General features: G+C 48.7%; 24 protein-coding genes and 1 tRNA gene. 16 read left to right on the top strand and 9 right to left on the bottom strand.

Annotation, left to right across the window (positions count from 1 at the left end; translation table 11 throughout):
- The first annotated feature begins 19 nt into the window (after positions 1-19).
- From hisI to ACFPK9_RS09990, 9 genes are read left to right on the top strand one after another with little or no spacing between them, the layout of a single operon-like run.
- Positions 20-538: a phosphoribosyl-AMP cyclohydrolase gene (gene hisI, locus ACFPK9_RS10030; RefSeq protein WP_377094748.1), complete on the top strand. Its 519-nt coding sequence runs from the start codon at positions 20-22 to the stop codon at positions 536-538.
- A gap of 7 nt (positions 539-545) precedes the next feature.
- Positions 546-1,745 (top strand): NAD(P)/FAD-dependent oxidoreductase, encoded by a 1,200-nt coding sequence (locus tag ACFPK9_RS10025; RefSeq protein ID WP_377094747.1) that lies wholly within the window; start codon positions 546-548, stop codon positions 1,743-1,745.
- A complete protein-coding gene (locus ACFPK9_RS10020) occupies positions 1,742-2,941 on the top strand; it encodes a GTP-binding protein (RefSeq protein WP_377094746.1) in 1,200 nt (399 codons plus the stop codon). Before ACFPK9_RS10025 ends, ACFPK9_RS10020 begins: the two co-directional genes overlap by 4 nt.
- Positions 2,942-2,954: 13 nt before the next feature.
- Positions 2,955-4,004: a GTP-binding protein gene (locus ACFPK9_RS10015; RefSeq protein WP_377094745.1), complete on the top strand. Its 1,050-nt coding sequence runs from the start codon at positions 2,955-2,957 to the stop codon at positions 4,002-4,004.
- A 38-nt stretch (positions 4,005-4,042) separates the two neighbouring features.
- Positions 4,043-5,434, top strand: coding sequence for a cysteine--tRNA ligase (cysS, locus tag ACFPK9_RS10010; protein ID WP_377094744.1), 1,392 nt, complete (start codon positions 4,043-4,045; stop codon positions 5,432-5,434).
- Between the two features lie 6 nt (positions 5,435-5,440).
- The gene (gene thrS / locus ACFPK9_RS10005) at positions 5,441-7,180 is read left to right on the top strand and encodes a threonine--tRNA ligase (protein WP_377094743.1); all 1,740 of its coding nucleotides are present in this window, start codon (positions 5,441-5,443) and stop codon (positions 7,178-7,180) included.
- A 25-nt stretch (positions 7,181-7,205) separates the two neighbouring features.
- The gene (gene folE2, locus ACFPK9_RS10000; RefSeq protein ID WP_377094742.1) at positions 7,206-8,015 is read left to right on the top strand and encodes a GTP cyclohydrolase FolE2; all 810 of its coding nucleotides are present in this window, start codon (positions 7,206-7,208) and stop codon (positions 8,013-8,015) included.
- Positions 8,016-8,034: 19 nt separating this feature from the next.
- Positions 8,035-8,619, top strand: a complete 585-nt coding sequence (dcd, locus tag ACFPK9_RS09995) for a dCTP deaminase (protein ID WP_377094740.1) — start codon at positions 8,035-8,037, stop codon at positions 8,617-8,619.
- A 21-nt stretch (positions 8,620-8,640) separates the two neighbouring features.
- Positions 8,641-9,006, top strand: coding sequence for an SgcJ/EcaC family oxidoreductase (locus ACFPK9_RS09990; RefSeq protein ID WP_377094739.1), 366 nt, complete (start codon positions 8,641-8,643; stop codon positions 9,004-9,006).
- 72 nt (positions 9,007-9,078) lie between these two features.
- Here the strand turns inward: ACFPK9_RS09990 and ACFPK9_RS09985 are convergent, their stop codons facing one another.
- Genes ACFPK9_RS09985 through ACFPK9_RS09975 form a run of 3 tightly spaced genes read right to left on the bottom strand, consistent with a single transcriptional unit; the run spans position 9,079 to position 11,065 of the window.
- On the bottom strand, positions 9,079-10,002 hold the full coding sequence (locus ACFPK9_RS09985; protein ID WP_377094738.1) for a ThuA domain-containing protein: 924 nt from the start codon (positions 10,000-10,002) through the stop codon (positions 9,079-9,081).
- Positions 10,003-10,010: 8 nt separating this feature from the next.
- Positions 10,011-10,832, bottom strand: a complete 822-nt coding sequence (locus ACFPK9_RS09980; protein ID WP_377094737.1) for a TatD family hydrolase — start codon at positions 10,830-10,832, stop codon at positions 10,011-10,013.
- Between the two features lie 2 nt (positions 10,833-10,834).
- Positions 10,835-11,065, bottom strand: a complete 231-nt coding sequence (locus ACFPK9_RS09975) for a hypothetical protein (protein ID WP_377094736.1) — start codon at positions 11,063-11,065, stop codon at positions 10,835-10,837.
- Positions 11,066-11,226: 161 nt separating this feature from the next.
- Between ACFPK9_RS09975 and ACFPK9_RS09970 the strand changes: the two genes are divergently transcribed.
- A complete protein-coding gene (locus ACFPK9_RS09970; RefSeq protein WP_377096610.1) occupies positions 11,227-11,373 on the top strand; it encodes a transposase in 147 nt (48 codons plus the stop codon).
- Between the two features lie 420 nt (positions 11,374-11,793).
- On the opposite strand, the gene ACFPK9_RS09965 is transcribed toward ACFPK9_RS09970, so the two are convergent.
- The 4 genes from ACFPK9_RS09965 to ACFPK9_RS09950 all read right to left on the bottom strand — a co-directional run bounded on the left by ACFPK9_RS09965 (position 11,794) and on the right by ACFPK9_RS09950 (position 13,798).
- Positions 11,794-11,868, bottom strand: a tRNA-Glu gene (locus ACFPK9_RS09965).
- A gap of 103 nt (positions 11,869-11,971) precedes the next feature.
- Positions 11,972-12,376 (bottom strand): YkgJ family cysteine cluster protein, encoded by a 405-nt coding sequence (locus ACFPK9_RS09960; protein WP_377094735.1) that lies wholly within the window; start codon positions 12,374-12,376, stop codon positions 11,972-11,974.
- 61 nt (positions 12,377-12,437) lie between these two features.
- The gene (locus tag ACFPK9_RS09955) at positions 12,438-13,124 is read right to left on the bottom strand and encodes a peptidoglycan recognition protein family protein (RefSeq protein WP_377094734.1); all 687 of its coding nucleotides are present in this window, start codon (positions 13,122-13,124) and stop codon (positions 12,438-12,440) included.
- 245 nt (positions 13,125-13,369) lie between these two features.
- Positions 13,370-13,798: a hypothetical protein gene (locus ACFPK9_RS09950; protein WP_377094733.1), complete on the bottom strand. Its 429-nt coding sequence runs from the start codon at positions 13,796-13,798 to the stop codon at positions 13,370-13,372.
- 297 nt (positions 13,799-14,095) lie between these two features.
- On the opposite strand from ACFPK9_RS09950, the gene ACFPK9_RS09945 reads away from it, so the two are divergent.
- The 6 genes from ACFPK9_RS09945 (at position 14,096) to smpB (ending at position 19,554) form a co-directional block, all read left to right on the top strand.
- A complete protein-coding gene (locus tag ACFPK9_RS09945; protein ID WP_377094731.1) occupies positions 14,096-14,998 on the top strand; it encodes a nucleotidyltransferase family protein in 903 nt (300 codons plus the stop codon).
- Positions 14,999-15,168: 170 nt separating this feature from the next.
- A complete protein-coding gene (locus ACFPK9_RS09940; RefSeq protein WP_377094729.1) occupies positions 15,169-16,143 on the top strand; it encodes an aminoglycoside phosphotransferase family protein in 975 nt (324 codons plus the stop codon).
- 11 nt (positions 16,144-16,154) lie between these two features.
- Positions 16,155-17,450 (top strand): hypothetical protein, encoded by a 1,296-nt coding sequence (locus tag ACFPK9_RS09935; protein WP_377094728.1) that lies wholly within the window; start codon positions 16,155-16,157, stop codon positions 17,448-17,450.
- A 7-nt stretch (positions 17,451-17,457) separates the two neighbouring features.
- Positions 17,458-18,336, top strand: a complete 879-nt coding sequence (gene argB / locus ACFPK9_RS09930) for an acetylglutamate kinase (protein WP_377094727.1) — start codon at positions 17,458-17,460, stop codon at positions 18,334-18,336.
- Positions 18,337-18,786: 450 nt separating this feature from the next.
- Positions 18,787-19,056 carry a DNA-directed RNA polymerase subunit omega gene (locus tag ACFPK9_RS09925; RefSeq protein WP_377094726.1) on the top strand — a complete coding sequence of 90 codons (270 nt, stop codon included), beginning with the start codon at positions 18,787-18,789 and terminating at the stop codon, positions 19,054-19,056.
- Positions 19,057-19,092: 36 nt separating this feature from the next.
- Complete coding sequence (smpB, locus tag ACFPK9_RS09920) at positions 19,093-19,554, top strand: SsrA-binding protein SmpB (RefSeq protein ID WP_377094725.1); 462 nt, start codon at positions 19,093-19,095, stop codon at positions 19,552-19,554.
- A 25-nt stretch (positions 19,555-19,579) separates the two neighbouring features.
- Here the strand turns inward: smpB and ACFPK9_RS09915 are convergent, their stop codons facing one another.
- Together ACFPK9_RS09915 and purN are read right to left on the bottom strand one after the other, a co-directional pair.
- Positions 19,580-20,434, bottom strand: a complete 855-nt coding sequence (locus tag ACFPK9_RS09915; RefSeq protein ID WP_377094723.1) for an ROK family protein — start codon at positions 20,432-20,434, stop codon at positions 19,580-19,582.
- Positions 20,435-20,523: 89 nt separating this feature from the next.
- Positions 20,524-21,105: a phosphoribosylglycinamide formyltransferase gene (gene purN / locus ACFPK9_RS09910; protein ID WP_377094722.1), complete on the bottom strand. Its 582-nt coding sequence runs from the start codon at positions 21,103-21,105 to the stop codon at positions 20,524-20,526.
- Positions 21,106-21,131 lie beyond the last annotated feature (26 nt).

The following is a 21,131-nucleotide window of genomic DNA, read 5'->3' as shown; positions in this document are numbered from 1 at the left end:
TCATATTCCAACAAAAATTATGCCTAACGACATTGAATCCACTATTTCCTCAATACCATTCGCTGAGCGCCAATCTGTACTACAGATAGAAGAAGGCACAGACCTTGCACCAAAGTTTGATGAAAAGGGCTGCATCCCATGCATCACCATGCACGCCGGCACCAAGGAGGTGCTCATGTTTGCTTTCATGAACGAAGACGCGCTTCGCCTCACTATGGCGACAAGCTTAGCACACTACTGGTCACGTTCTCGCCAACAACTTTGGAAAAAAGGCGAAACATCCGGCATGTTCCAACATGTGAAACGTATCCTCATCGATGACGACCAAGACTGCGTGATCATCGAGGTCACACTCACACCGCCATCCATCGGCGGCAAAGAAGCGTCCTGTCACGTTGGCTATCGCTCTTGCTTCTACCGTGAGATCCCACTCAATCCTCAACCAGGCAAAGCAGTAGAACTTAAGTTTACCGAAGACGAGAAATCCTTTGACGAAAAGGAAGTCTACAAAGGCACCGCGAACCCCACGCAACTCTAATTCCAAGATGTCAGAATCTGCACAGTTTACCCAGACAAAGGTCCTTATCGTCGGTGCAGGACCGGCTGGCCTTGGTGTCTCCGTCGCACTCAAGCAAGCCGGCGTCACCGAACAGCTGGTGGTCGATTCTCGTGAAGTTGGAGCAGCTTTTCGCTCTTGGCCAAAGGGTATGTCCTTGTTGACTCCATCTTTTTTCTCGAACTCCTTCGGCTTGACGGACCTCAACGCCATAGACCCAGTCACCTCTCCTGCTGACTTCCTAAAAACACAGCACCCACATGGCGAAGACTATGCAAACTACTTGCAAGCAGTAGCACAGCACCACAGCCTACCAGTACAAACTGACCGTGCAGTCATTGCTGTAAAAAAAGAACCATCGGGTTTCCGTGTGGCCACCTCTAAAAGGGCGATCAAGGCCGACTATATTGTCTGGGCTGCGGGACAGTTTTTCCACCCTCGCGACCGCGACTTTCCTGGAGCAGAGTACGCACTGCACAGTTCTAAAGTCAAAGACTGGAACATGCTAGAGGGGGATAGTTTCACCATCATCGGTGGCTATGAAAGTGGAGTTGATGCCGCGCTCAAGCTCGTACACCTCGGAAAATCCGTGCGTCTTATTTCACGCGGCGAGCCATGGGCATCTGACCACCCAGACCCATCACAATCACTCAGTCCCAGAACTCTCGACCGCTTACGAGCCTTGCTTGCTAATCCAGAAAAGATGCGACTGTTAGAATTAGTCAAAAATACTACAATTAAGAGTATCGAAAAAAGTGACGGCTTCTGGATTCTTCGCGATCAAGACGACTTTCCACTCACCGCCTCGACTCAGCCAATTTTAGCAAATGGCTTCGAATCTGGACTGAGTATAGTCAGTGATCTCTTTGAACACGACAAGCACAACCTTCCCGTGTTCAGTGAAGAAGCCGATGAATCCACCATCACTCCTGGACTCTTCTACAGTGGCCCATCGCTCGTGCATCGCAACGCACTGTTCTGCTTCATTTACAAATTCCGTGCACGCTTCGGCATCATTGCCGCTGAAATTGCACAACGACTTGGCATGCCCGATGTGGAGCAAAAACTCGAAAGCTACCACAAATCCGGCTTCATGAATCGCGACCTTGAATGCTGCACTGAGTGCGAGTGTGCCATTGAAAATTCAGAAACATACGTTCCAGAACCTTCTACATTTTCTAACAGATGAATCTAACAAGAAAACTCCCAGTGACCGTCCTGTCTGGATTTCTCGGCTCGGGAAAAACAACCTTGCTCAACCACATTTTGCGAAACCGTGAGGGCAAACGTGTAGCAGTGATCGTCAATGATATGTCCGAAGTCAACATTGACGCTGACCTTGTCCGCAATGGCGACGCCTCCCTTTCTCACACCGAAGAGAAAATGGTGGAAATGTCTAACGGATGCATCTGCTGCCCCCTGCGAGAAGACCTTCTGCTAGAAGTAGGCAAGATGGCTCGAGAGAAACGCTTCGACCACTTGGTTATTGAGTCCACCGGTGTTTCCGAACCTATGCCCGTCGCCGAGACCTTTACCTTTGAAGACGAAAATGGAGAATCACTCGGAGACTCCGCTTACATCGACACAATGGTAACGGTGATCGATACTCCTAATTTCCTGCAAGACTACTCGACTACCGAATCTCTAGACCAACGTGGGCAGGCGATCAGTAAGGACGACGAGCGCACCATCGTTGACCTGCTCAATGACCAGATCGAATTTGCTGACGTCATTTTGGTAAACAAAATCGACATGATCTCAGCCGAGCAACTGCACCGTGTGCACGGCATGATACGCGCACTCAACCCACGGGCAAAAATATACGACACGGTAAACTCTGAGGTCCCTCTCGGAACCGTAGTTGGAACAGGGCTCTACGACCAAAGCCGTGCAGCTGCCCACGAAGGCTGGCTAGACTCACTGGTAGAGCACACGCCTGAAACCGAAGAATACGGTATTTCTAACTTTATTTACGAGCGCCGCATACCCTTCCACCCCCAGCGCTTCCATGATTGCCTTCATAAAAAATGGCCAGGCGTCATCCGCTCCAAAGGGGTGTTCTGGCTAGCCTCCCGGCTTAAATTCGCAGGCTTTTGGTCACAGGCGGGCTCTCTGAGTAGCCACCAATGCGCAGGCTATTTCTGGGCTGCCGTGCCAAAGATGCACTGGCCAGAGGACACCACCCACATTGACCGCGTGTGGGACGGTGAAAATGGCGACTGTCGCCAAGAGTTAGTACTGATCGGTCAAAACATGGATCGCGAAGCTCTCACAGCCATGCTGGATGCCTGCCTCCTCACCGATGAGGAAATCACCACCAACGAACGCCAATGGCACAAAATTTTTCCCGACCCATTTCCTAAATGGAAAATCGGACTCGTCTAATCGCGAAATGTTTATGATCAAATCACCCCAAACAAGCTTTTCCCCTCTACCCAAACTAGTTGCAGCTCGCCCGATGCTGATGTTCACGGGCTTCCTCGGTGCTGGAAAAACAACCCTTTTAAGAGAGCTTCTCAAACAACTCAAAACCCGAAACCACTTAGCTGACGTCATTCTCAACGATCGTGAGAATGCTGATATCGATAAGGAAACATTAGTAGACCATGCCGCAGACATCGAGGCCCTCACCGGCTCCTGCGTCTGCTGCGACGGCTATCATACTCTTGTCAGATTAATTCTTGAGGCCTCAGAAAGTAAACACGATGTCCTACTCATTGAGTTAAACGGGACTGCAGACCCAGTACCTTTGCAGGAATCTTTTACGCTATTAGAATCTAAATTCTGCCTGCGACCTCGCTGGCAAGTGTGCGTGATTGATGTACGACATTTTGGCAAACGAAACTACTTCAACGATCTAGAAGAACTACAATTAGAAACGGCAAGCCACTACTACATCTCGTGGGACTCAGAGCTAACAACTGAGGAACTTGAGCAGCTGGAGTCTGAAATCAAAGAGATCAATCCTAGAGCAACTCGTGCAACTGCAGCCGCACTAGCTGACGCACTGAGTCAGGCTATTCAAAGTAATTCCCGTCACGCTATAGCGACTCAGCAGCCTCGCGGCAGCAATCATCAATCAGTGAACCTCTCCCCAGCAGTAGCTCCAAACGTCAAGCACGACGAACGCCACAAACTAGCACACGCATTCACAGGCTGTCAGATAATCATTCCCGAAGCAGTAGAAACATTTGCAGCAGAGGGCTGGCTACGCGCAATCCCTAGTTCTGTGATTCGCGCCAAAGCCTTACTCATTCTAGAGAACGATCCTAGCAAACGCTATTTGTATGAACGCGTCGGAAATTTCATTTCACCCGATCCCATATCTGGCCCCAACAACAGTGAGGCTCCATGCTCAGCGATTTTTATAGGTGCTGACATTGATCCACTAGAAATCCTCCGCCTGTCCAAAGAAATCCTTCACCCAGATTGCCACTTTCCCGAGTAATCAATCACAGCTCAACCCTATTGAGAAGCTTTACTAACATGCCACTTCGACTCTACGACACACTCACACGCAGCACTCAACATGTACATCCTATGGACAGTGACACAGTACGCTTTTACTGCTGCGGCCCGACTGTGTATGGACCTGCACACATTGGTAATTTCCGCACCTTTGTCATGCAGGATGTTTTTCGTCGAGTCGTAGAAGCCGACGGCACAATCACTCGCCATGTCAGAAACCTCACTGATGTAGATGACAAAACGATCCGCGAATCTCAAAAAGCTAGCCTCACACTTGAATCATTCACCTCAGAATGGACACATAAATATCATCAAGACTGTCAAGCGCTGAACCTTCTCACTCCTCATGTCGAGCCTTCAGCTGTGGCACATATACCTGAACAGGTCGCCATGATTGAACAACTCCTGGCATCAGATCACGCCTATATAACGAAGGACGGCTCTGTCTATTTTCGCATCGATTCCTTTGCCGAATACGGTAAGCTCTCAAGGCTCAAAGAGCGTGAAATCACTACGACTCAAGTAGAACGCCAACAGTCGGACGAATACGAGCGCGAGTCCGCAGCCGACTTTGTACTCTGGAAAGCGCGTCGTCCCGAAGATGGCTACAACTATTGGGAATCTCCCTGGGGCCAAGGTAGACCAGGCTGGCACCTCGAATGTAGCGCCATGGCCATCAAGCACCTCGGAGAAAGTTTTGATCTTCACTCGGGAGGTGTAGACCTCATTTTCCCTCATCACGAAAACGAAATTGCACAAAGTGAAGCCACCACCAATAAGCCTTTTGTACGCCATTGGTTCCACATCGCTCACCTCATGGTTGATGGAGAAAAAATGAGTAAATCGCTCGGTAATTTATACACCTTGGCTGATATAAGATCGCAGGGGTTCACTGCAGAAGAACTGCGCTATGTGCTGCTCTCAGCAAACTACCGTCAGGTGCTCAATTTTACTTGGGACTCACTCACTGCAGCTAAAAAAGCCCTCTCTCGCTTACGTGATTTCAAACAGAAATTAGGTAATTCGCCTGCGACAAACAGTCATGATTTTAGCGTCTTCCACCCCGTACTAGTTGCTCTTCAAACCGATCTCAATACGGCGGACGCACTAGGTCGCTTGTTCAAGATTATTAAAACCGTGCAGTCCGACCTCGCCCAAGAAAAACTCACACCCGATCAAATTCACGCTGCCCGTATTGGTTTCGCCAATGTGATGAAGGCATTTGGCTTCAGCCTAACGGATAACCAGAACAACGACGCGCCAATCTACATCAAGCAGCTCGCTGAAACCCGCTGGCAAGCGAAACAAAACAAAGACTGGGAGCAATCCGATGCATTACGAAAAGAGCTCTCCACAGCTGGCTGGACAGTCAAAGACACCGCCGACTCATACACAATTATTCGCCTCTAACACTTTATGAATGCCATGACACCTCTTGAAGAGCTTCGCCACTCTACTGCTCATATTCTAGCAGCTGCAGTCCTTCGCCTCTATCCCAACACACGCCTTGATATTGGACCTCCAACCTCAAACGGCTTTTATTATGATTTTGACAGTGAGCATAGATTTAGCACGGAAGATTTTGCCACGATTGAACGTGAAATGCAGAACATCATCTCTGAAAACCAACCCTTCATACGTAAAGAAGTCACTCGTGAAGAAGCTCACACACTTTTCAGAGACCTAGATCAACCATTCAAACTTAGCCGCCTTGATGATATTCTGGAGAGCGACTCTATCAGTATTTATACGAACGGTGAATTTAACGACCTATGTGCGGGTTCACACATAGAATCCACAGGCAAAGTCGCAGCTTTCAAACTCACTAGCGTGTCGGGTAGTTACCATCGCGGCGACCACACTCAACCTATGCTGCAGCGCATCTATGGCACTGCGTTTCCAAGCCAGCAGGAACTCGATGACCATATGGAACGAATGGAACAAGCTGCTCTGCGAGACCACCGCAAGATAGGTCAAGAGCTCAAACTTTTCTCTCTAGATTCCAAGGTCGGCAGCGGCCTCCCGTTACTCCTGCCTAAAGGTGCAGTGATTCGTCAGCAACTTGAAAAACTCATTAACGATAAACTTTTCGAGTATGGCTATGAGACACTTTATTCACCACACATTGGTAACATCGACCTCTTTAAAACATCTGGCCACTATCCCTACTACGCAGAGAGCATGTACGAGCCGATCACGATCGATGAGCGTGAATTTCTGCTCAAACCGATGAACTGCCCAATGCACATCCAAGCGTATAATGCTGAGCCGCGTTCCTACCGCGATTTACCTCAACGCTACGCTGAGTTTGGCACCGTTTACCGTATGGAGCAAAGTGGTGAACTCAGCGGACTGACCCGCGTGCGTGGCTTTACCCAAGATGATGGTCATGTTTTCTGCACGCGCGCCCAACTTAAACAGGAATTCACAAGTTGCCTACAACTTGTCCAAGAGGTGATGGCTGTATTCGGTCTGAAAACGGAATGCCGTATTTCCCTTCGCGACCCTAACAATACATCGAAGTATGTCGGAGCTGATGAACTGTGGCAGCCTGCGGAACGCTGTATCCGAGAAGTAGTCGACGAACTTGATCTCACCCATTCGGTAGGACTCGGTGAAGCAGCGTTTTATGGACCCAAGCTAGATTTCATGGCATTAGATTCCCTTGGCCGTTCATGGCAGCTCGGTACTATTCAGGTCGACTTTAGTTTACCCGAACGATTCAAACTCGAATATGTAGGAAATGATAATAAACCGCACCGACCAGTGATGATTCACCGTGCCGTTTTTGGGAGTATCGAACGCTTCATGGGACTTCTCATTGAACATTATGCTGGTGATTTCCCAACGTGGTTAGCTCCTGAACAACTGCGTATCATTCCTATCAGTGATGCTCAAATCCCTGACGCTGATGCTCTACTCACTCGCTGTAAAGCACTGCGCATTCGCGCTTCAATAGACACTCAAAAAGACAAAATGGGAGCCAAAATCCGACGCGCTCGACTCGATAAAGTCCCGCTAATGGCAATCATTGGAAAACGTGAGGCTGCCGCCTCTCAAGTTGCCGTTCGTTCCCGCAAAGAAGGAGATGAAGGGACTGTAGATATTGATGCCTTTTTAAAACGCATAGATCAAGAAGCTCAAAGTAACCGATAGAATTAGAAATAAACACGAAGACAAAATGAATTCTTCAATAGTAGAAACGCCGAAAGCCGACCCGCAAAAAGACTGCGATACTCGTGGCATAGCTATCGATCATGTCGGTATCAGCAACGTTCGCTATCCCATACTTATCGCTGGGTGGGACAGCACCCGACAAGAAACAAAAGAAGTTTCCATGTCGCTCAAAGTATCTCTTGCGCCTAATGTCCGAGGCATTCACATGAGTCGCTTATTAGAAGGTGTTCATCATTGGAGTGGGGCTCTTTCTATCAACAATATGGAGAAATTCCTGAGCATGATCCGTAAGCAACAAGAGTCACACACAGCAACCGTTGATTGCCGTTTCACTTGGTTTGTGAAGCGACCTACCCCTAAAACTGAGCTCCCAGCTTGGCAAGGTATTGAGACTACTTGGCACGGCCACCAAGACAACGAGGGTAGCACAGTCGGCTACACTCTAGACATTCCTGTCACCACTCTCTGTCCATGTAGCCGTGAGATCAGCGACTACGGAGCACACAGCCAGCGCGGCTGGGTAAAGGTCAAATTAGAATGGAATGCTCACGATGAAATCATATCCCCTCAAGAGATTTATAATAAACTGCAAAACGCGGGAAGCGCTCCGATCTATCCATTACTCAAAAGAGCGGATGAGCGCCATGTCACTATGCTCGCATATCAACAACCTGCATTTGTTGAAGATACACTGCGTAAAGCTGCATTGATCCTCAAGGACGATACCCGTGTGAAGAGTTTCGAACTTCATATCTGTAACGAAGAAAGCATCCACACCCACGACGCTGTCGCCAGCCTATCTTTCACTAGATAACACTCACCCCATTTCTATCATGATACTTAACGACACACAGATCTCAGAGCGTGCAGCCGCTGGCATGATTTCCCCTTTCGAGCCCAAACTCGTGCGTCTCGCTCACAATGGAGACCAAGTTCTATCCTTTGGCCTCTCCAGCTTTGGATACGATTTGAGACTTTCCTCTCATGAATTTAAAGTATTCCGTCATGTGCCAGGAACGGTAGTCGACCCCAAAAAATTCAAACCACAGAACTTGGAAAATGTGGCGCTTGAAACTGACGATACTGGTAGCTTCTTCATTTTGCCAGCACGTAGCTATGGGCTTGGGGTGGCCGTAGAAAAACTCACTCTGCCAGAGAACACCACTGCTATCTGTGTCGGTAAGAGTACCTATGCACGCTGCGGGATCATCGCCAACGTGACTCCTGCCGAAGCGGGCTGGAGCGGACATCTTACTCTGGAATTTTCTAACTCTTCTGCAGCTGATTGTAAGATCTATGCAGATGAAGGAATCGTGCAAATGCTGTTTTTCCAAGGTGATCCCTGCGCAACGTCCTACGAAAATAGAACGGGTAAATACCAGAACCAAGAACAGCAAATCACGCTCCCTAAAGTTTGAAAAATTCCACTTACAATTTCAATGAACACAACCGTAATTTCTTCTCTTTTCGATAAATGGAACCAAGCAATTCAAACTGGTGACCCAAAAGTCGTCACTCAACTCTACGAATACAACGCAATCTTGATTCCCACAATTTTAAACAACGTTCGTCACAACCACGAGGAAATCGAAGACTACTTTGTGACATTCCTTGCTCTGAGCCCAGTCGGAAAAATCGACGAAACCAATATCCGCACCTTTGGCGACATTGCAATCAATTCAGGCGTGTACACCTTCACCCTCAAGGACGAACAGTCTGTGACAGCACGCTTCACTTACGTTTATCGGTGGAACGGGCAAGACTGGAAGATCGTGGAGCATCATTCCTCACAATTTCCTGTGTAGTACACACAAAAATCCCGCTCAGAGGACTCCGAGCGGGCTATGAATAACACTGAGAAATATCCGGATCTCGACTTATTTTTTGGGATCTAGGTTTTGGACGATTTCCTCCTCGCTCACCGGAGAAGAATCGACACCGTCCATTGGCACCTCTACCTTACTAATCCAGCACAGTGCATTGAGAATGGTTTTGCGAAAATCATCATTCTGCCAATTCCTGTGGAAATGGCCTCCAGTAAACCCAAAACCACGCCCACCATCAGGACGCTCCACTGACCACATCAGTGCTTCCTCACGACCTTTGGCATCCATAATGTGTTGATACGGACCTTTAGGATGCACATAGCGTCCACTCCGGACCTCATCGCTCGGCTTAGCCACAAGAATGGGGGTAAACTTCACACCCTCAATTTCTTTCGGTCCAGATGCATCAAAATCTTCCGCAAAGCGCATGTTGAAATACCATTCATCTAAAATAGAAAATGGTTGTACGCCATTGGTGATGGGGTGATCTGGGAGCTTCTGTATTTCAGCCTGCCAAATTGGATTACATGAATAACCCTTTTCGTAACAACCTCCAAGCCACGACCGAAATCCCTGATCAGCCACCTTCTCAGGTACTTCAACGCCAAAATGCATACAGCCAAATCCCCCGCCTCGCTGTACTAATTTCTCTATTTGCTTGAGGCGCCCTTTATCCTCCAGAAGAGGATGACGCTTTAAACCGTCCGAGAAACAAACTACTGCATCAGCATCCTCAAAGGTCTCCTCATCATCAACCCACCCCATTTCATGGCGTTCGACAATTAACCCTGGCACTTTACTTAAGCGCTTCTCTAACAAAATAGTGCCGGCACGAAACTCATGCATCATCGGCGGATGACTCGGCTTGCCTGCTATCAAGATCAGCTTTCTAGGTTTGCCTGTTTCCTTCGCCGCAAAAACGCGAGGCGCTATTGAAGTGGCTAATGCTAGTTTAATAAATGTCGAACGTCTCATGATAATACTTATTCAGATGTTATGAAAATTGGTTGGATATCCCACTTCGGATTTTGTCCCAAAAATCGGCACGGATTGTTATGAAAGACTTCGATGGCCTCCTGAAGCGTATTGCCACGACGTCTATACTCTAAAACACACTGTTGAAGAGTAAAGGGATCACTCGGCCCCCAATCGGCTGATGAATTGACCAACAACCTCTCAGTCCCATACTTTTCTAAAATGTCTACAGCACGCTTCGGGCTGCACTTTGTCACAGGATAAAGTGTCATCCCCGCCCAGTAACCAGCGTCGAGTACTGACTTCACAGTTTGTTCCTCCACATGGTCGATCCAGATCTTAGCAGGGTCAACATCGAGCCCAGCTAGGATTTCTAAAGTGCGTTTGGTTCCATGTTCTTTATCACTAAGATGAGGTGTGTGAATAAGGACTAACTGGTCATGTTTCATCGCCAGCTCCACATGTGCCGCCAAAGCATCGCATTCATTAGGAGTAGACTTATGAAGACCTGTTTCACCCACTCCAAGCACATTTGGCATTTGCAAAAACTCCGGCATCGCACGTAGCACTTCCTCAGTAAGTTCCTTGTTCTCCGCTTCTTTTGGATTTACTGCAACCCACGCGAAATGCTTGATGCCATACTCTGCCGCACGAGTAGGCTCGAATTCAGTAATTTGGCGAAAATAGTCAATAAATGTCTCCGGATAGCGACGATCAAAACCCGCCCAAAATGCGGGTTCACACACAGCTGTCACTCCAGACATAGCCATGCGCTCATAGTCCTGCGCGGTACGAGCAATCGCGTGATAATGCGGTTGAATAATCTGCATAACTAGACTGTGGCAAAAAGATGAAGAAGTTGTTCAGCGCGATTGTCTGAACTATCAGTCTTGGCTAACAGACTCAGCGCATTTCGAAGACATTCTAACTTCTCCGGATTCTCAGCATTCTGACCTGTACGCTGAACTGCAGAATCATAGCGATCAAACATCGCTGCTATTTCTAACAAAGCACAGCGCGACTCCAAGTATTCCGAATCAATCACTTCTTGTGGTGTGAGCATAAAGTAAAATTAGTTTTTATATTCTCTCTTTTTTAGCGATCCTCATCCAATTATCGCAAACTAGTTGCAACTACTTAACGCCTCATGACATTAACGCAAGTAATTTGCGTTAATTATCACCAAAAAACACCAATGAAGACGAAGACTATAACTCTGCCAGAATTCTAGAAAACGGTATCGAGGTGGCCCTAGAATACCATCGCTCCCCACGAGAGCATCATCGAAGCCTGCGGACCAATAATATGCTAGAATCGATTATGAAGAAAATCCGTCGTCGCACTCGAGTTGTAGGAAGCTTCCCAGATTGAAAAAGTGCTCTAATGTAAGTCTGCACTAGGTTGAGGAATATTAGCAGTAAAAGCTGGCCAGGAGGACGTAGTTACCTAGATATGGCACGCCTGAAAAAATGGATGTAGAACGAGGGCACAACTACATCGATCAGAAGAACTTGACGAATCTGAATAAGAAAAGAGAACAGAAACCAACCAATCGTCTGAACGACTAAAAACTAATTTGCGAAAGATTCGGCACACTACCACGACGAGCACACGGATCTAGAAACATCGAAAACTACAGATTACGCGTGATCGCTCAATGCGGCTAACCAACACAATAAACTCAAAAACATGCCTCTCCCCAAACTTTGGTGTATACCCAGCGTTCGTCTCTCAGGATGGGTCGTATAAAAACAAAAAGCCCCACCATATGGTGAGACTTTTTTATATAAATGGCATCCCGTAGGGGATTCGAACCCCTATTGCCGCCGTGAAAGGGCGGAGTCCTAACCATTAGACGAACGGGACGCTTAATGGTTGCGCTGAGCGCGGGCGCAAAGAACCACACTCACTGACTCTGCGCAAGATCTTTTTAAAACTTTTTACTTATTTTCTGAAAACAACTGTTTGCTTAAGCCAAATCACTGCCGCGCAACGCATGGTCCGCTGATAAATCAGAGCCCTCTACTAAACCCAAGGCGACAGCCTCCTTCATCGGCACCGGCTTCGCTTGACACACTTTTTGCCACCCTTCGAAATTCCAGCGATTCGGAAACCCCTTACACTGAAATGGCTTCACCGATTGGATCTTACACACACCATCCTCCAACATGATGCATTCATGGTTCTCTCGCTCAATCAACGATAAGCCTGAACGGTTCGTCCGCAGACGAGTAAACTGCTGAATAAAATCATCAACCTTCAGTCCTAAGAAATTTGCTATCGCATCAATCTCGTCATCGTCCACGCGTACATCGCCTGGCCATTTACAACAAGCTAAGCAGCGATCACATTGATACCAAACATCCTTCTCCATACCTCTCGGTAACCACACTCCCTTAAATTGAAAGCGCAAATTCCACCCAAGCACAGACTGGCTAGAGACTCACGTAATGACGGTCCCCTGAAATCTGCTTATAATAATGATTCACCCGACCTTGAAACCACGCCCACTTTTTCCCCGGACGCCCGTTATCCAAAAGATAATGCGGGCAATTCTTGTGGGGTTTCGCAAGCCCTTTACGTGGCCAATGATAATGAGGAACTACATTCTTGAGTGGGATATGATGCTCGTGCATCAAATAAGCAGTTAGCTTAGCTGTACGTTCAATCGTAGCAGAACGGCTATTCCCGCGGTTCTCGCACATTTCGATACCTATAGAGAGACGATTCCCGGGACCGTTGAAGTCCGCATGCTCACCCTGCTCATTCGTCGGCATATGCTGAATCGTCACATCTTGATCCGTACTGAAATGCCACACCAAATAACCAATCCTATTACCACCTTTGCGCTTGTACGCCCTTAACTTCCCATTCTTAAGTGCAAGCGAGTGCCTACGCGCATCAGCTCCAGTCGAAAAATTCTGCGTGCTATGAATTGTAATATACTTAGGTCTCATCGAACGATGATACTTACGCGCATGCGTCCCTTTAGGTATATAATCTTTATAAAGATTCACCTCCTTCAATAAATCTTCTGGCCGCTTCCCACCCGTACTTGTTCCTCCACTCACATAAGTCGCTGTCGAGCCCAATTTAGGATCACTCGAAACAGGCTTTACCATAACCACAGGAGGAGAAGGAGATGAACACGAGACTAATGCGGCAATGAAAGCTAAGAGACTAAGCGGGAGTAAAATAAGGATGGCGCGCATAATGTCAGACTATTAGCACAATTCTCACATTCTGGCGAGATGCGATTCCTAAAAACATCACAAGCCTATAACCCATCAAACATACCTATTAACGCAGCAAGATTTCCCACACTACCTGGGATGATTCGTGCAATATTATATTGCGAACTCTTTACTTATAAATCTTCGACCAAGTCGAGCACTCCACTCAGTGCAATGGAGTAATCACCTGTAGCTTTTTTGTGATAACGGCGTAGCTCCGGTTCAACTCTCTGCAAAGCACGCACTAAATCGTCCTGCCAATTTTCTCTCACTCCACCTACTCCAACCACACAGCTTTTAAGAATATCAGCGATCTCCAACTGCACGTCTTCCGTAGAAATCTCTATGATCTCAACCAAATAGGGAACAACCACCACTGCAGCTGAACGCACCCCGTTACGACACAGCATACGCCAAACATCATGACTCGCTTTCATAGCTCTTGCCCGTTTCCGAGAAGCTAAGTCTTGAAGTATTTTTTCTAACCGCTCCGAGGATCCTTCAGAAACTTCATAGTCCTTCCACTGCACCTCACGAAGGCGCATCCACAATGCTTGTGCCATGACATAGACTAAAACTGGTACTTAAGCGAAACACAAGTGTCCTTTCGCACCCACGCATATGCATACCGCTCCATAAAAATCGACTTTCACATTATATTGGCCGAGTTCACCGATAAGAGACGAGCCGCCAACCTCAATAGCTGATATGCTCTCAAGCCATAAACCATGGTACATTCACTTCGATACTCAATTGGTTGTTTCAGATTAGCTCCCTATCCTATTTTTCCATAACACCCAATATTTTTGGTCATATCGTGCCTTCACAAAGCCGCTATTTTTCCACACACTCCCTAACTTGTGAGCGATCTCCATAAAGCCTTCATCCTCGGCGCCGGCCTTGGCACCCGTCTTCGTCCCCTCACTGAAAGTGTCCCCAAACCTCTCATCCCCTTTAAACACGAGCCTTTTGCCCACCACGTGCTACGCCATTGCCAGTCCGCAGGCATCGATTCCTTTGCGATCAACACCCACTATCAAGCCGCCTGCTGGGAGCAAAGCTTCCCCAATAAAAAATTTGAAAAATCATTCATCGAGCTATTTCACGAACCTGTACTTTTAGAAACTGGTGGAGGCATCAAGAATATCGAATCGTGGATCGGTAGCGATCCCATCCTCGTCTACAATGGTGACATCCTCACAGATCTGGATCTCGGAGCACTAATCGAGACTCACAAAAATTCTAACAATACCGCCACTCTCGCACTTTTTTCAGAAGGCCCCATGCGAAATGTCGCTGTCGAAGAAGACAAAATAATCGACATGCGCCACTCTCTTGGAATCCATCCCGGCACCCACCAGTTCACTGGAATCTACATTATTGAGCCGGAAATTCTCGACCTCATCCCCGCCAACGAAAAAATTTCCATTGTTCCCGCCTTTCTCGAACTCGCTAAACAAGGTAGACTCGGTGCGCATATCGCCGATGGCGCGAGCTGGCAAGATCTCGGCACCCGCGAAGAATACGTTTCCGCCCACTTCAACAACATCAATGGCACGCCAAAAATTCACCCGACTGCAAAGGTTGCAGCCGATTGCCACATCGAAGACAGTTTCATCGGCCCTGACAGTGTGATCGAAGCTGGCTCTCATCTTCGCAACACCATCGTCTGGCCTGGCGCCCGTGTTGCTGCCAACTCCATCCTCAGTGACTGTGTCGTCAGAGAATCAGCCAGAGGCACTCACAGCCACAAAGACCTGTAAGTTCATGCGCTCCAAACCGCACAAACCCCATTCGCAAATGGATCTAGCAAAAGTATCTACAAACTACCGCTTGCATTTGTAGCCAGATCTTGACACTTGAATCTCGAAACTTGAATCTTTCACAACTTCAGTCTGCCAACTGAAAACCGCCAACTGGAAAACTACTAGAAATGCCTACCGACACACTCCTCACAGCCACCCGTGCTCATCTCGATCTGGAGCCCACTCACTCGGTCATCATTGAACCTATTGTCAAAGGTGGCTCCGGTCGTACAATCGTACGCATTAAACCACAAGGCTACCCGACCTATATCGGCATTTATTACACGCTCGAACGCGCGGATAACGCCAACTACCTGCCAGTCTCAAAGTTCCTCAAAAAGGCCAAGCTCAACGTACCCGAAGTACTCTACGACAACACCGGCCGCCGGTGCGCACTCATCGAAGACCTTGGCGAAGTCGACTTGCTCTCACTCAAAGACGAGCCTTGGGAAGTGCGCGAGCCGATTTACCGCTCAGCCCTCAGCCAACTCGATAAACTCTTTTACACCCGCGCCCCTAAAGATCTCGAATTTCAACCCGAATTCACCCCCGAGCTCTATCGCTGGGAACAAGACTACTTCTACGACAACTTCGCCGAAATTCACCTAGGCATGAGCAGCGGAGAAACAGCAACACTCCGCAATAATCCAGCAATGTTGAAAATGGCTGAATCGCTCGGAGCCTCCGCTCGCCACCTCGTCCACCGCGATTTCCAATCGCAAAACATCATCGTCAAAGACGAAAAGGCCTACCTCATCGATTTCCAAGGCATGCGCCGCGGCCGCCAAGAATACGACCTCGCCTCACTCATCTACGATCCCTATATGGAGCACAGCGAACAAGAACGCGAAAAGCTACTCGATCTCTGGGAAGATATTTCCGAAGAGCGTCCAATTGATGACATCTTCAAAAAATGCGCAACCCAGCGTCTGATGCAGGCACTCGGCGCCTATGGCAACCTCGTCTCTAACAAAGGAGAAGACTGGTTCGCTCAGCACATTCCTGCCGCATGCCGCTTACTCTGCGATGTCATTACTGGCAGCGATGTAGAACAAGCGATCCAGCCTGTGCTCGACGTAGCCAAGGCCAAATATAACTTCTAGTTACTTCGCGATTGAAGCTCCTTCGGATATTCCAAGCTCTACTTTTCCTCATTACACTTGGGGTTGGCTTGCTTGGACTCTTGCTATGGCAACCACAAGGAGCGCTCGACTGGGCTGACGATTTCTTTTCTCCATCTAGAAATGAAAGTTTCCGCATCGGCGCTAAAATCGAAGATAAAGTGCCAGCTGGCTCGCGCGACCGAATCATTCGTGAAATCGCCCCCCCCTCACACACCGCGCTAGAATACGTAGTATGTGAAATCGATGACGACCCCGAGCAAGTCAACGCATTCGGCATCTATCATCCAGCAGACCTCGCCATCACCCTTGGCAACCTCAAGGAACAAGGCGTCCAGCGTCTCTTCATTTCCACCCACCTTCATTGGCCTGAAAAAGATCTCGAAGAGACCAATACTCTCGCCACCGCCATGCGGCATTTTCAAAGCGTCGTCGTCACCGCCCCCTTGCGCCGCAACTTTAAAAGCGACCCCATCCCGCCCGAATTTCTCAGCGCATCCATCCCCCTCAGCCAAGTCACCGGACAAACTGAGCTTATCCCCGTCGTGAACTCTTTAGCCGTCCCTCCAAGCGTGCTCTTCCCTGAAAATGTCTACGCCGGATTCAGCCAACTCGAATCTGAACAAGCCACGGATCAGCCCCCACTCCTCGCACGCTGGAATGAACGCATCGTCTTCTCCTCCACTCTACTCACTCTCATGCAGCACTGCCGCATCAGCCCCGACCAACTACAAGTAAAACTCGGCTCGTGGATTCGGATCGGTAACACTGGAAACATCATCCCAATCGACAACTTCGGCAGATTCGCACCCGATCCGAACCTCACTCTCCAGAAAGAAACCGCTCCCATGCGCACCATCAGCTCCGCACTCAGCGGAGAAGCTAGTATCATTGGCGCCACCCAGACCGCTGCCATCCTCACCGCGACAGGTGAAAAGTCTTCCCAGTTTGAAGCCGTCGGCCACCCCTACCAAAAACTCTCCCAGCTCGCATTCACCCCCAGAGTCACTGGCGCCATCACCCTCCACCGCATCCCCATTTGGCTCGAATGTATCATTCTTACCGACCTCGCACTCCTCTGCGCTTGGCTCCTAGCCTATTCCTCAGGCCGCCGAAATATTGCCTTCATTATTTCCATCATGGCAGTCCTCCTCCTCTTGCTCATTCTCTACCACACTATCCACTACTGGAGCCCCACCTCTATCTATCTCCTCACACTCATGGCAGGCTGGACACTCAGCTTTGTTCTCGCTAAACCCGCCCGCCGCACACTCAACTCAGACTCATAAACAACCGATGTCCATCGAAGCCTACACCGAAAAAGCCGCTACTCTTATCGAAGCATTACCCTACCTGCAATCCTTCCGCGGTCAGACATTCCTCATCAAAATGGGTGGTTCAGCCATGGAAAACCCTGAGTTAGTGAAAAAAGTCATGCGCGATATCGTCTTTCTCGAAGTTGTAGGCGTGAACCCAGTCGTCGTCCATGGCGGAGGAAAAGCAATCTCAGCCGCGATGAAAGAAGCTGGTCTCGAAGCCGAATTCATCGGCGGATTCCGGGTCACAACTCCCGAAGCCATCGAAATTGTTGAAAAAACCCTCAGCGACACCCTCAACCCAGGCCTCGTAGAAATGCTTCGCGAATTCGGAGGCAAAGCCCTCGGCGTCCCAGGAACCGATGTTTTCATCGGAGAGCGCATCAAAGGCACCACTGACACCGGCGAACGCGTCGACATCGGTCGCGTCGGCCAAGTCGTTGGCTCTCAACAAGAAAAAATGCAAGAAGCGCTCAACGCGAATATCGTCCCCGTCATTTCGCCACTTGCTTCCGAACTCGGCACCGGAAAACCTCTCAACGTCAATGCCGACCTCGCCGCTGCGGCGCTGGCCAAAGACCTCCGCGCCGCCAAGCTCATCTACCTCTCAGATGTTCCGGGCCTCATGAAAGATCCTTCAGATCCCGATACCCTCATCCCATCCATCAACCCTGAGCAAGCACAACAACTCATGGCTGACGGCACCATTTCCGGCGGAATGATCCCTAAAATCAACTCCGCACTCGATGCCCTCAAAAATGGTGTCGAAAAAGTACACTTCATCGACGGCCGTCAAGCTCACTCTCTCTTACTGGAAATTTTCACCAAATCCGGCATCGGCACAGAAATCACAAAATAAATCTCAGTGATTTAGCTCACTAACCTTACATTTTTACTATCTCCACCTAAAATGCCGAGTCACTACTCGGTATTTTTTTTATTTACACTACTTTTTTCGTCTATCAACAAACGCCCAAAAAAGTAACTGAAACCCTATTAATTCAATGGATTTAGCGATTTAATTCAAACGATTGATTGCTTGAGCGACAAAAAAAATAGCAAAAACGTTCAAAAAGAACTTGCGCAAAGACCGGTTCCTATGCATCTTTCTCCCACGACACGACGCAAGTCGATCGTCTGGCCAGGACCGGTATTTCGGGGGGAATTTTCCGGTTCTGTGCCTAACTTTCCTAATCAAGCCCAATCATGCTGAGTTAATCGCAGATTGGGCTTGATTTCTTTTAAGAAAAGAGCTTCAACCTTCTCTCGCAACGGAGGTTAAAGCCTCAACCAAATGAACAACTGACTTATGGAACCATCGAACATCATCCCGTTTGAACAACCAAAGCCAGTGAATCGATTTCCCGGAACACCTATGAAAAGCGACCTTGTCGAACAAGCATCAGAGATCGTCATCGATCCACAAGTCCTCATTAACGTAGTATCACAGCGTGTACGCCAACTTAACAATGGCCGCGCTCCACTCGTTGACACACTACCAAGCATGGGCGCAGCTGACATTGCTCTTACCGAAATTATCGAAGGTAAGATCAAAGTTGAAGCACCTGCTGAACAATAATCTGTTCTCGCCAGCCACCCGGAACGAGAAACGTACATGAGTGCCGAGATTTCTAAAAACAGGAAAGCCCGCCACGAGTACCACATTCTCGACACCTACGAAGCTGGCCTAGAACTCAAAGGCACGGAGGTCAAATCCATCCGTGCTGGGAAAGTCAATATTGCTGACTCCTTCGCTCGCGTCGAGAAGGGTCAGCTTTTTTTATACGGCTGCGACATTCAGCCATGGGAAACAGCCGGGACTTGGTTCCAACACCAAACCCGACGACCTCGACGACTCCTCGTCCACAAGGCCGAAATCCTCAAACTCGAGCAAGAAACATCCCAAAAAGGCTGCACACTCGTTTGCCTGCGGATGTATTGGAGAAACCGACGCGTCAAAGTAGAAATTGGTGTAGCCAAAGGTAAAACACACGCTGACAAACGCCACAGCCTCAAGGAAAGTGTCGAAAAACGTGAAGCGCAACGCGAAATGCAGCGCTTCAACAAAGGCTATTAAGTCTTCCTCTAGGAGAAATGCTTACCTACTGCGCGAGTAATAGCGCACCTTGAATTCCGGCATTCTGCCCTAAGACCGGAGCCACGACATAATTTTTAGTCTCCTCCAGTACTGTAAAATACCCTCCGGCAATCTCTCGTAAGATCGCCTCCACCTTCACATGAAATCCAGTCACCTGTGACACACCCCCTCCGATAATAACCCGACTTGGGTTGGTTACAGCTAACATCGACTGAATTCCATGCGCAAGATACCAAGCTTCGATATCCCAAGCCCTCTCATGAAAGGGGATCTCATCCCCAGCCGTTCCCCAACGCTTCCCAATAGCTGTACCTGAAGCCAAACCCTCGAGACAATCACCATGGAACGGGCAAACACCCTCAAACGAGTCATCTGGGTGACGCGGCACTCGTAGATGTCCGAATTCTGAATGAACCGCCCCGTGAAGTAACTTTCCGTCCACAAAAAAACCAGCGCCTATTCCCGTGCCGATCGTGATGTACGCCACATTCTCAAACCCTCTTGCCGCGCCGCTCTTGACTTCAGCCAGCACAGCAGCATTCACATCCGTATCCAGCACAAGCTCAGCGCCACTCAAACCCGCCTCCAGATACCCCATTAAATTAAAACCTGACCAACCCTCCTTCGGCGTATTCAATATACACCCGTAGTCCTCGCGTGCTTCATTCACCGAAACCGGCCCAAAAGCGGCTACTCCTAGCCGACTCACTACTCCTCGCTGGCTCAACCAGTCCATCGCAACATCCAAGGTCTTCTCAGGCTCTGTAGACGCAAAACGATACTGCTCAGCGATCTCGCCGGCCACACCCGCTACAGCAACCACCGTCTTCGTCCCACCAAGCTCTATTCCAGCCAACATACTGATCAAACTAGCACCACTTCTCCTAAGCAGAAAAGCCCTGACTTAACTTTCTTCATCCACCACCTCCTGAACGAAATCGGAGACATTCAACATTTAATCAATTCTGCAATGACTTCAGGATAAAGCCTATGCTCTTCCTCCTGAATACGCTTATGCAAAGTCTCCTCAGTATCGTTTGAATATACAGGCACTCTCGCCTGCTTAATGATCGGACCGGTATCCATCCCCGCATCCACATAGTGCACAGTGCAGCCACTCTCAGTCGCGCCGTCATTCACAGCCTGCTTCCATGCCATAAGGCCTGGATAAGCCGGAAGAAGCGATGGATGAATATTCAGAATCCGCCTTGGAAACACATCAAGAAAAGGCTGTTTCACCAAACGCATAAAGCCCGCAAGGCAAATGAGTTCGACTCCAGCATCTTTCAAACGATGAGCCACCTCAACCTGCTTCTCGTCTGGGAACTTCGTCTTAAATCCTCCACAATCGATCACTTCCGCAGTAACACCTGCTCGTCTTGCGCGTTCTAAAATATAACCCTCGGGATTATCACTTAACACCAGCACAAGCTCTGCATTCAACGTACCTGCTTCGATTGCATCCAGAATCGCCTGTAAATTAGATCCAGATCCAGATCCAAGGACTCCGATTTTTGTTGGCTGTGCCATTGAAAGCTGAGGGTGAAAATTTGGAG

The organism is Rubritalea spongiae (assembly GCF_042652385.1).
Taxonomy (GTDB): domain Bacteria; phylum Verrucomicrobiota; class Verrucomicrobiia; order Verrucomicrobiales; family Akkermansiaceae; genus Rubritalea; species Rubritalea spongiae.
This window is presented reverse-complemented; position numbering and strand designations above follow the sequence as displayed.

Bases quoted from the DNA above. Each gene is read 5' to 3' on its own strand.
- folE2 (WP_377094742.1), top strand. From the start codon at position 7,206: ATGAATTCTTCAATAGTAGAAACGCCGAAAGCCGACCCGCAAAAAGAC.
- ACFPK9_RS09980 (WP_377094737.1), bottom strand. From the start codon at position 10,832: ATGCAGATTATTCAACCGCATTATCACGCGATTGCTCGTACCGCGCAG.
- ACFPK9_RS09985 (WP_377094738.1), bottom strand. From the start codon at position 10,002: ATGAGACGTTCGACATTTATTAAACTAGCATTAGCCACTTCAATAGCG.
- ACFPK9_RS10015 (WP_377094745.1), top strand. From the start codon at position 2,955: ATGATCAAATCACCCCAAACAAGCTTTTCCCCTCTACCCAAACTAGTT.
- ACFPK9_RS09915 (WP_377094723.1), bottom strand. From the start codon at position 20,434: ATGTTGGCTGGAATAGAGCTTGGTGGGACGAAGACGGTGGTTGCTGTA.
- cysS (WP_377094744.1), top strand. From the start codon at position 4,043: ATGCCACTTCGACTCTACGACACACTCACACGCAGCACTCAACATGTA.
- ACFPK9_RS09960 (WP_377094735.1), bottom strand. From the start codon at position 12,376: ATGGAGAAGGATGTTTGGTATCAATGTGATCGCTGCTTAGCTTGTTGT.
- ACFPK9_RS10025 (WP_377094747.1), top strand. From the start codon at position 546: ATGTCAGAATCTGCACAGTTTACCCAGACAAAGGTCCTTATCGTCGGT.
- argB (WP_377094727.1), top strand. From the start codon at position 17,458: ATGTCCATCGAAGCCTACACCGAAAAAGCCGCTACTCTTATCGAAGCA.
- purN (WP_377094722.1), bottom strand. From the start codon at position 21,105: ATGGCACAGCCAACAAAAATCGGAGTCCTTGGATCTGGATCTGGATCT.
- ACFPK9_RS09975 (WP_377094736.1), bottom strand. From the start codon at position 11,065: ATGCTCACACCACAAGAAGTGATTGATTCGGAATACTTGGAGTCGCGC.
- dcd (WP_377094740.1), top strand. From the start codon at position 8,035: ATGATACTTAACGACACACAGATCTCAGAGCGTGCAGCCGCTGGCATG.
- thrS (WP_377094743.1), top strand. From the start codon at position 5,441: ATGAATGCCATGACACCTCTTGAAGAGCTTCGCCACTCTACTGCTCAT.
- ACFPK9_RS10020 (WP_377094746.1), top strand. From the start codon at position 1,742: ATGAATCTAACAAGAAAACTCCCAGTGACCGTCCTGTCTGGATTTCTC.
- ACFPK9_RS09940 (WP_377094729.1), top strand. From the start codon at position 15,169: ATGCCTACCGACACACTCCTCACAGCCACCCGTGCTCATCTCGATCTG.
- hisI (WP_377094748.1), top strand. From the start codon at position 20: ATGCCTAACGACATTGAATCCACTATTTCCTCAATACCATTCGCTGAG.
- ACFPK9_RS09925 (WP_377094726.1), top strand. From the start codon at position 18,787: ATGGAACCATCGAACATCATCCCGTTTGAACAACCAAAGCCAGTGAAT.
- smpB (WP_377094725.1), top strand. From the start codon at position 19,093: ATGAGTGCCGAGATTTCTAAAAACAGGAAAGCCCGCCACGAGTACCAC.
- ACFPK9_RS09955 (WP_377094734.1), bottom strand. From the start codon at position 13,124: ATGGTAAAGCCTGTTTCGAGTGATCCTAAATTGGGCTCGACAGCGACT.
- ACFPK9_RS09990 (WP_377094739.1), top strand. From the start codon at position 8,641: ATGAACACAACCGTAATTTCTTCTCTTTTCGATAAATGGAACCAAGCA.
- ACFPK9_RS09950 (WP_377094733.1), bottom strand. From the start codon at position 13,798: ATGGCACAAGCATTGTGGATGCGCCTTCGTGAGGTGCAGTGGAAGGAC.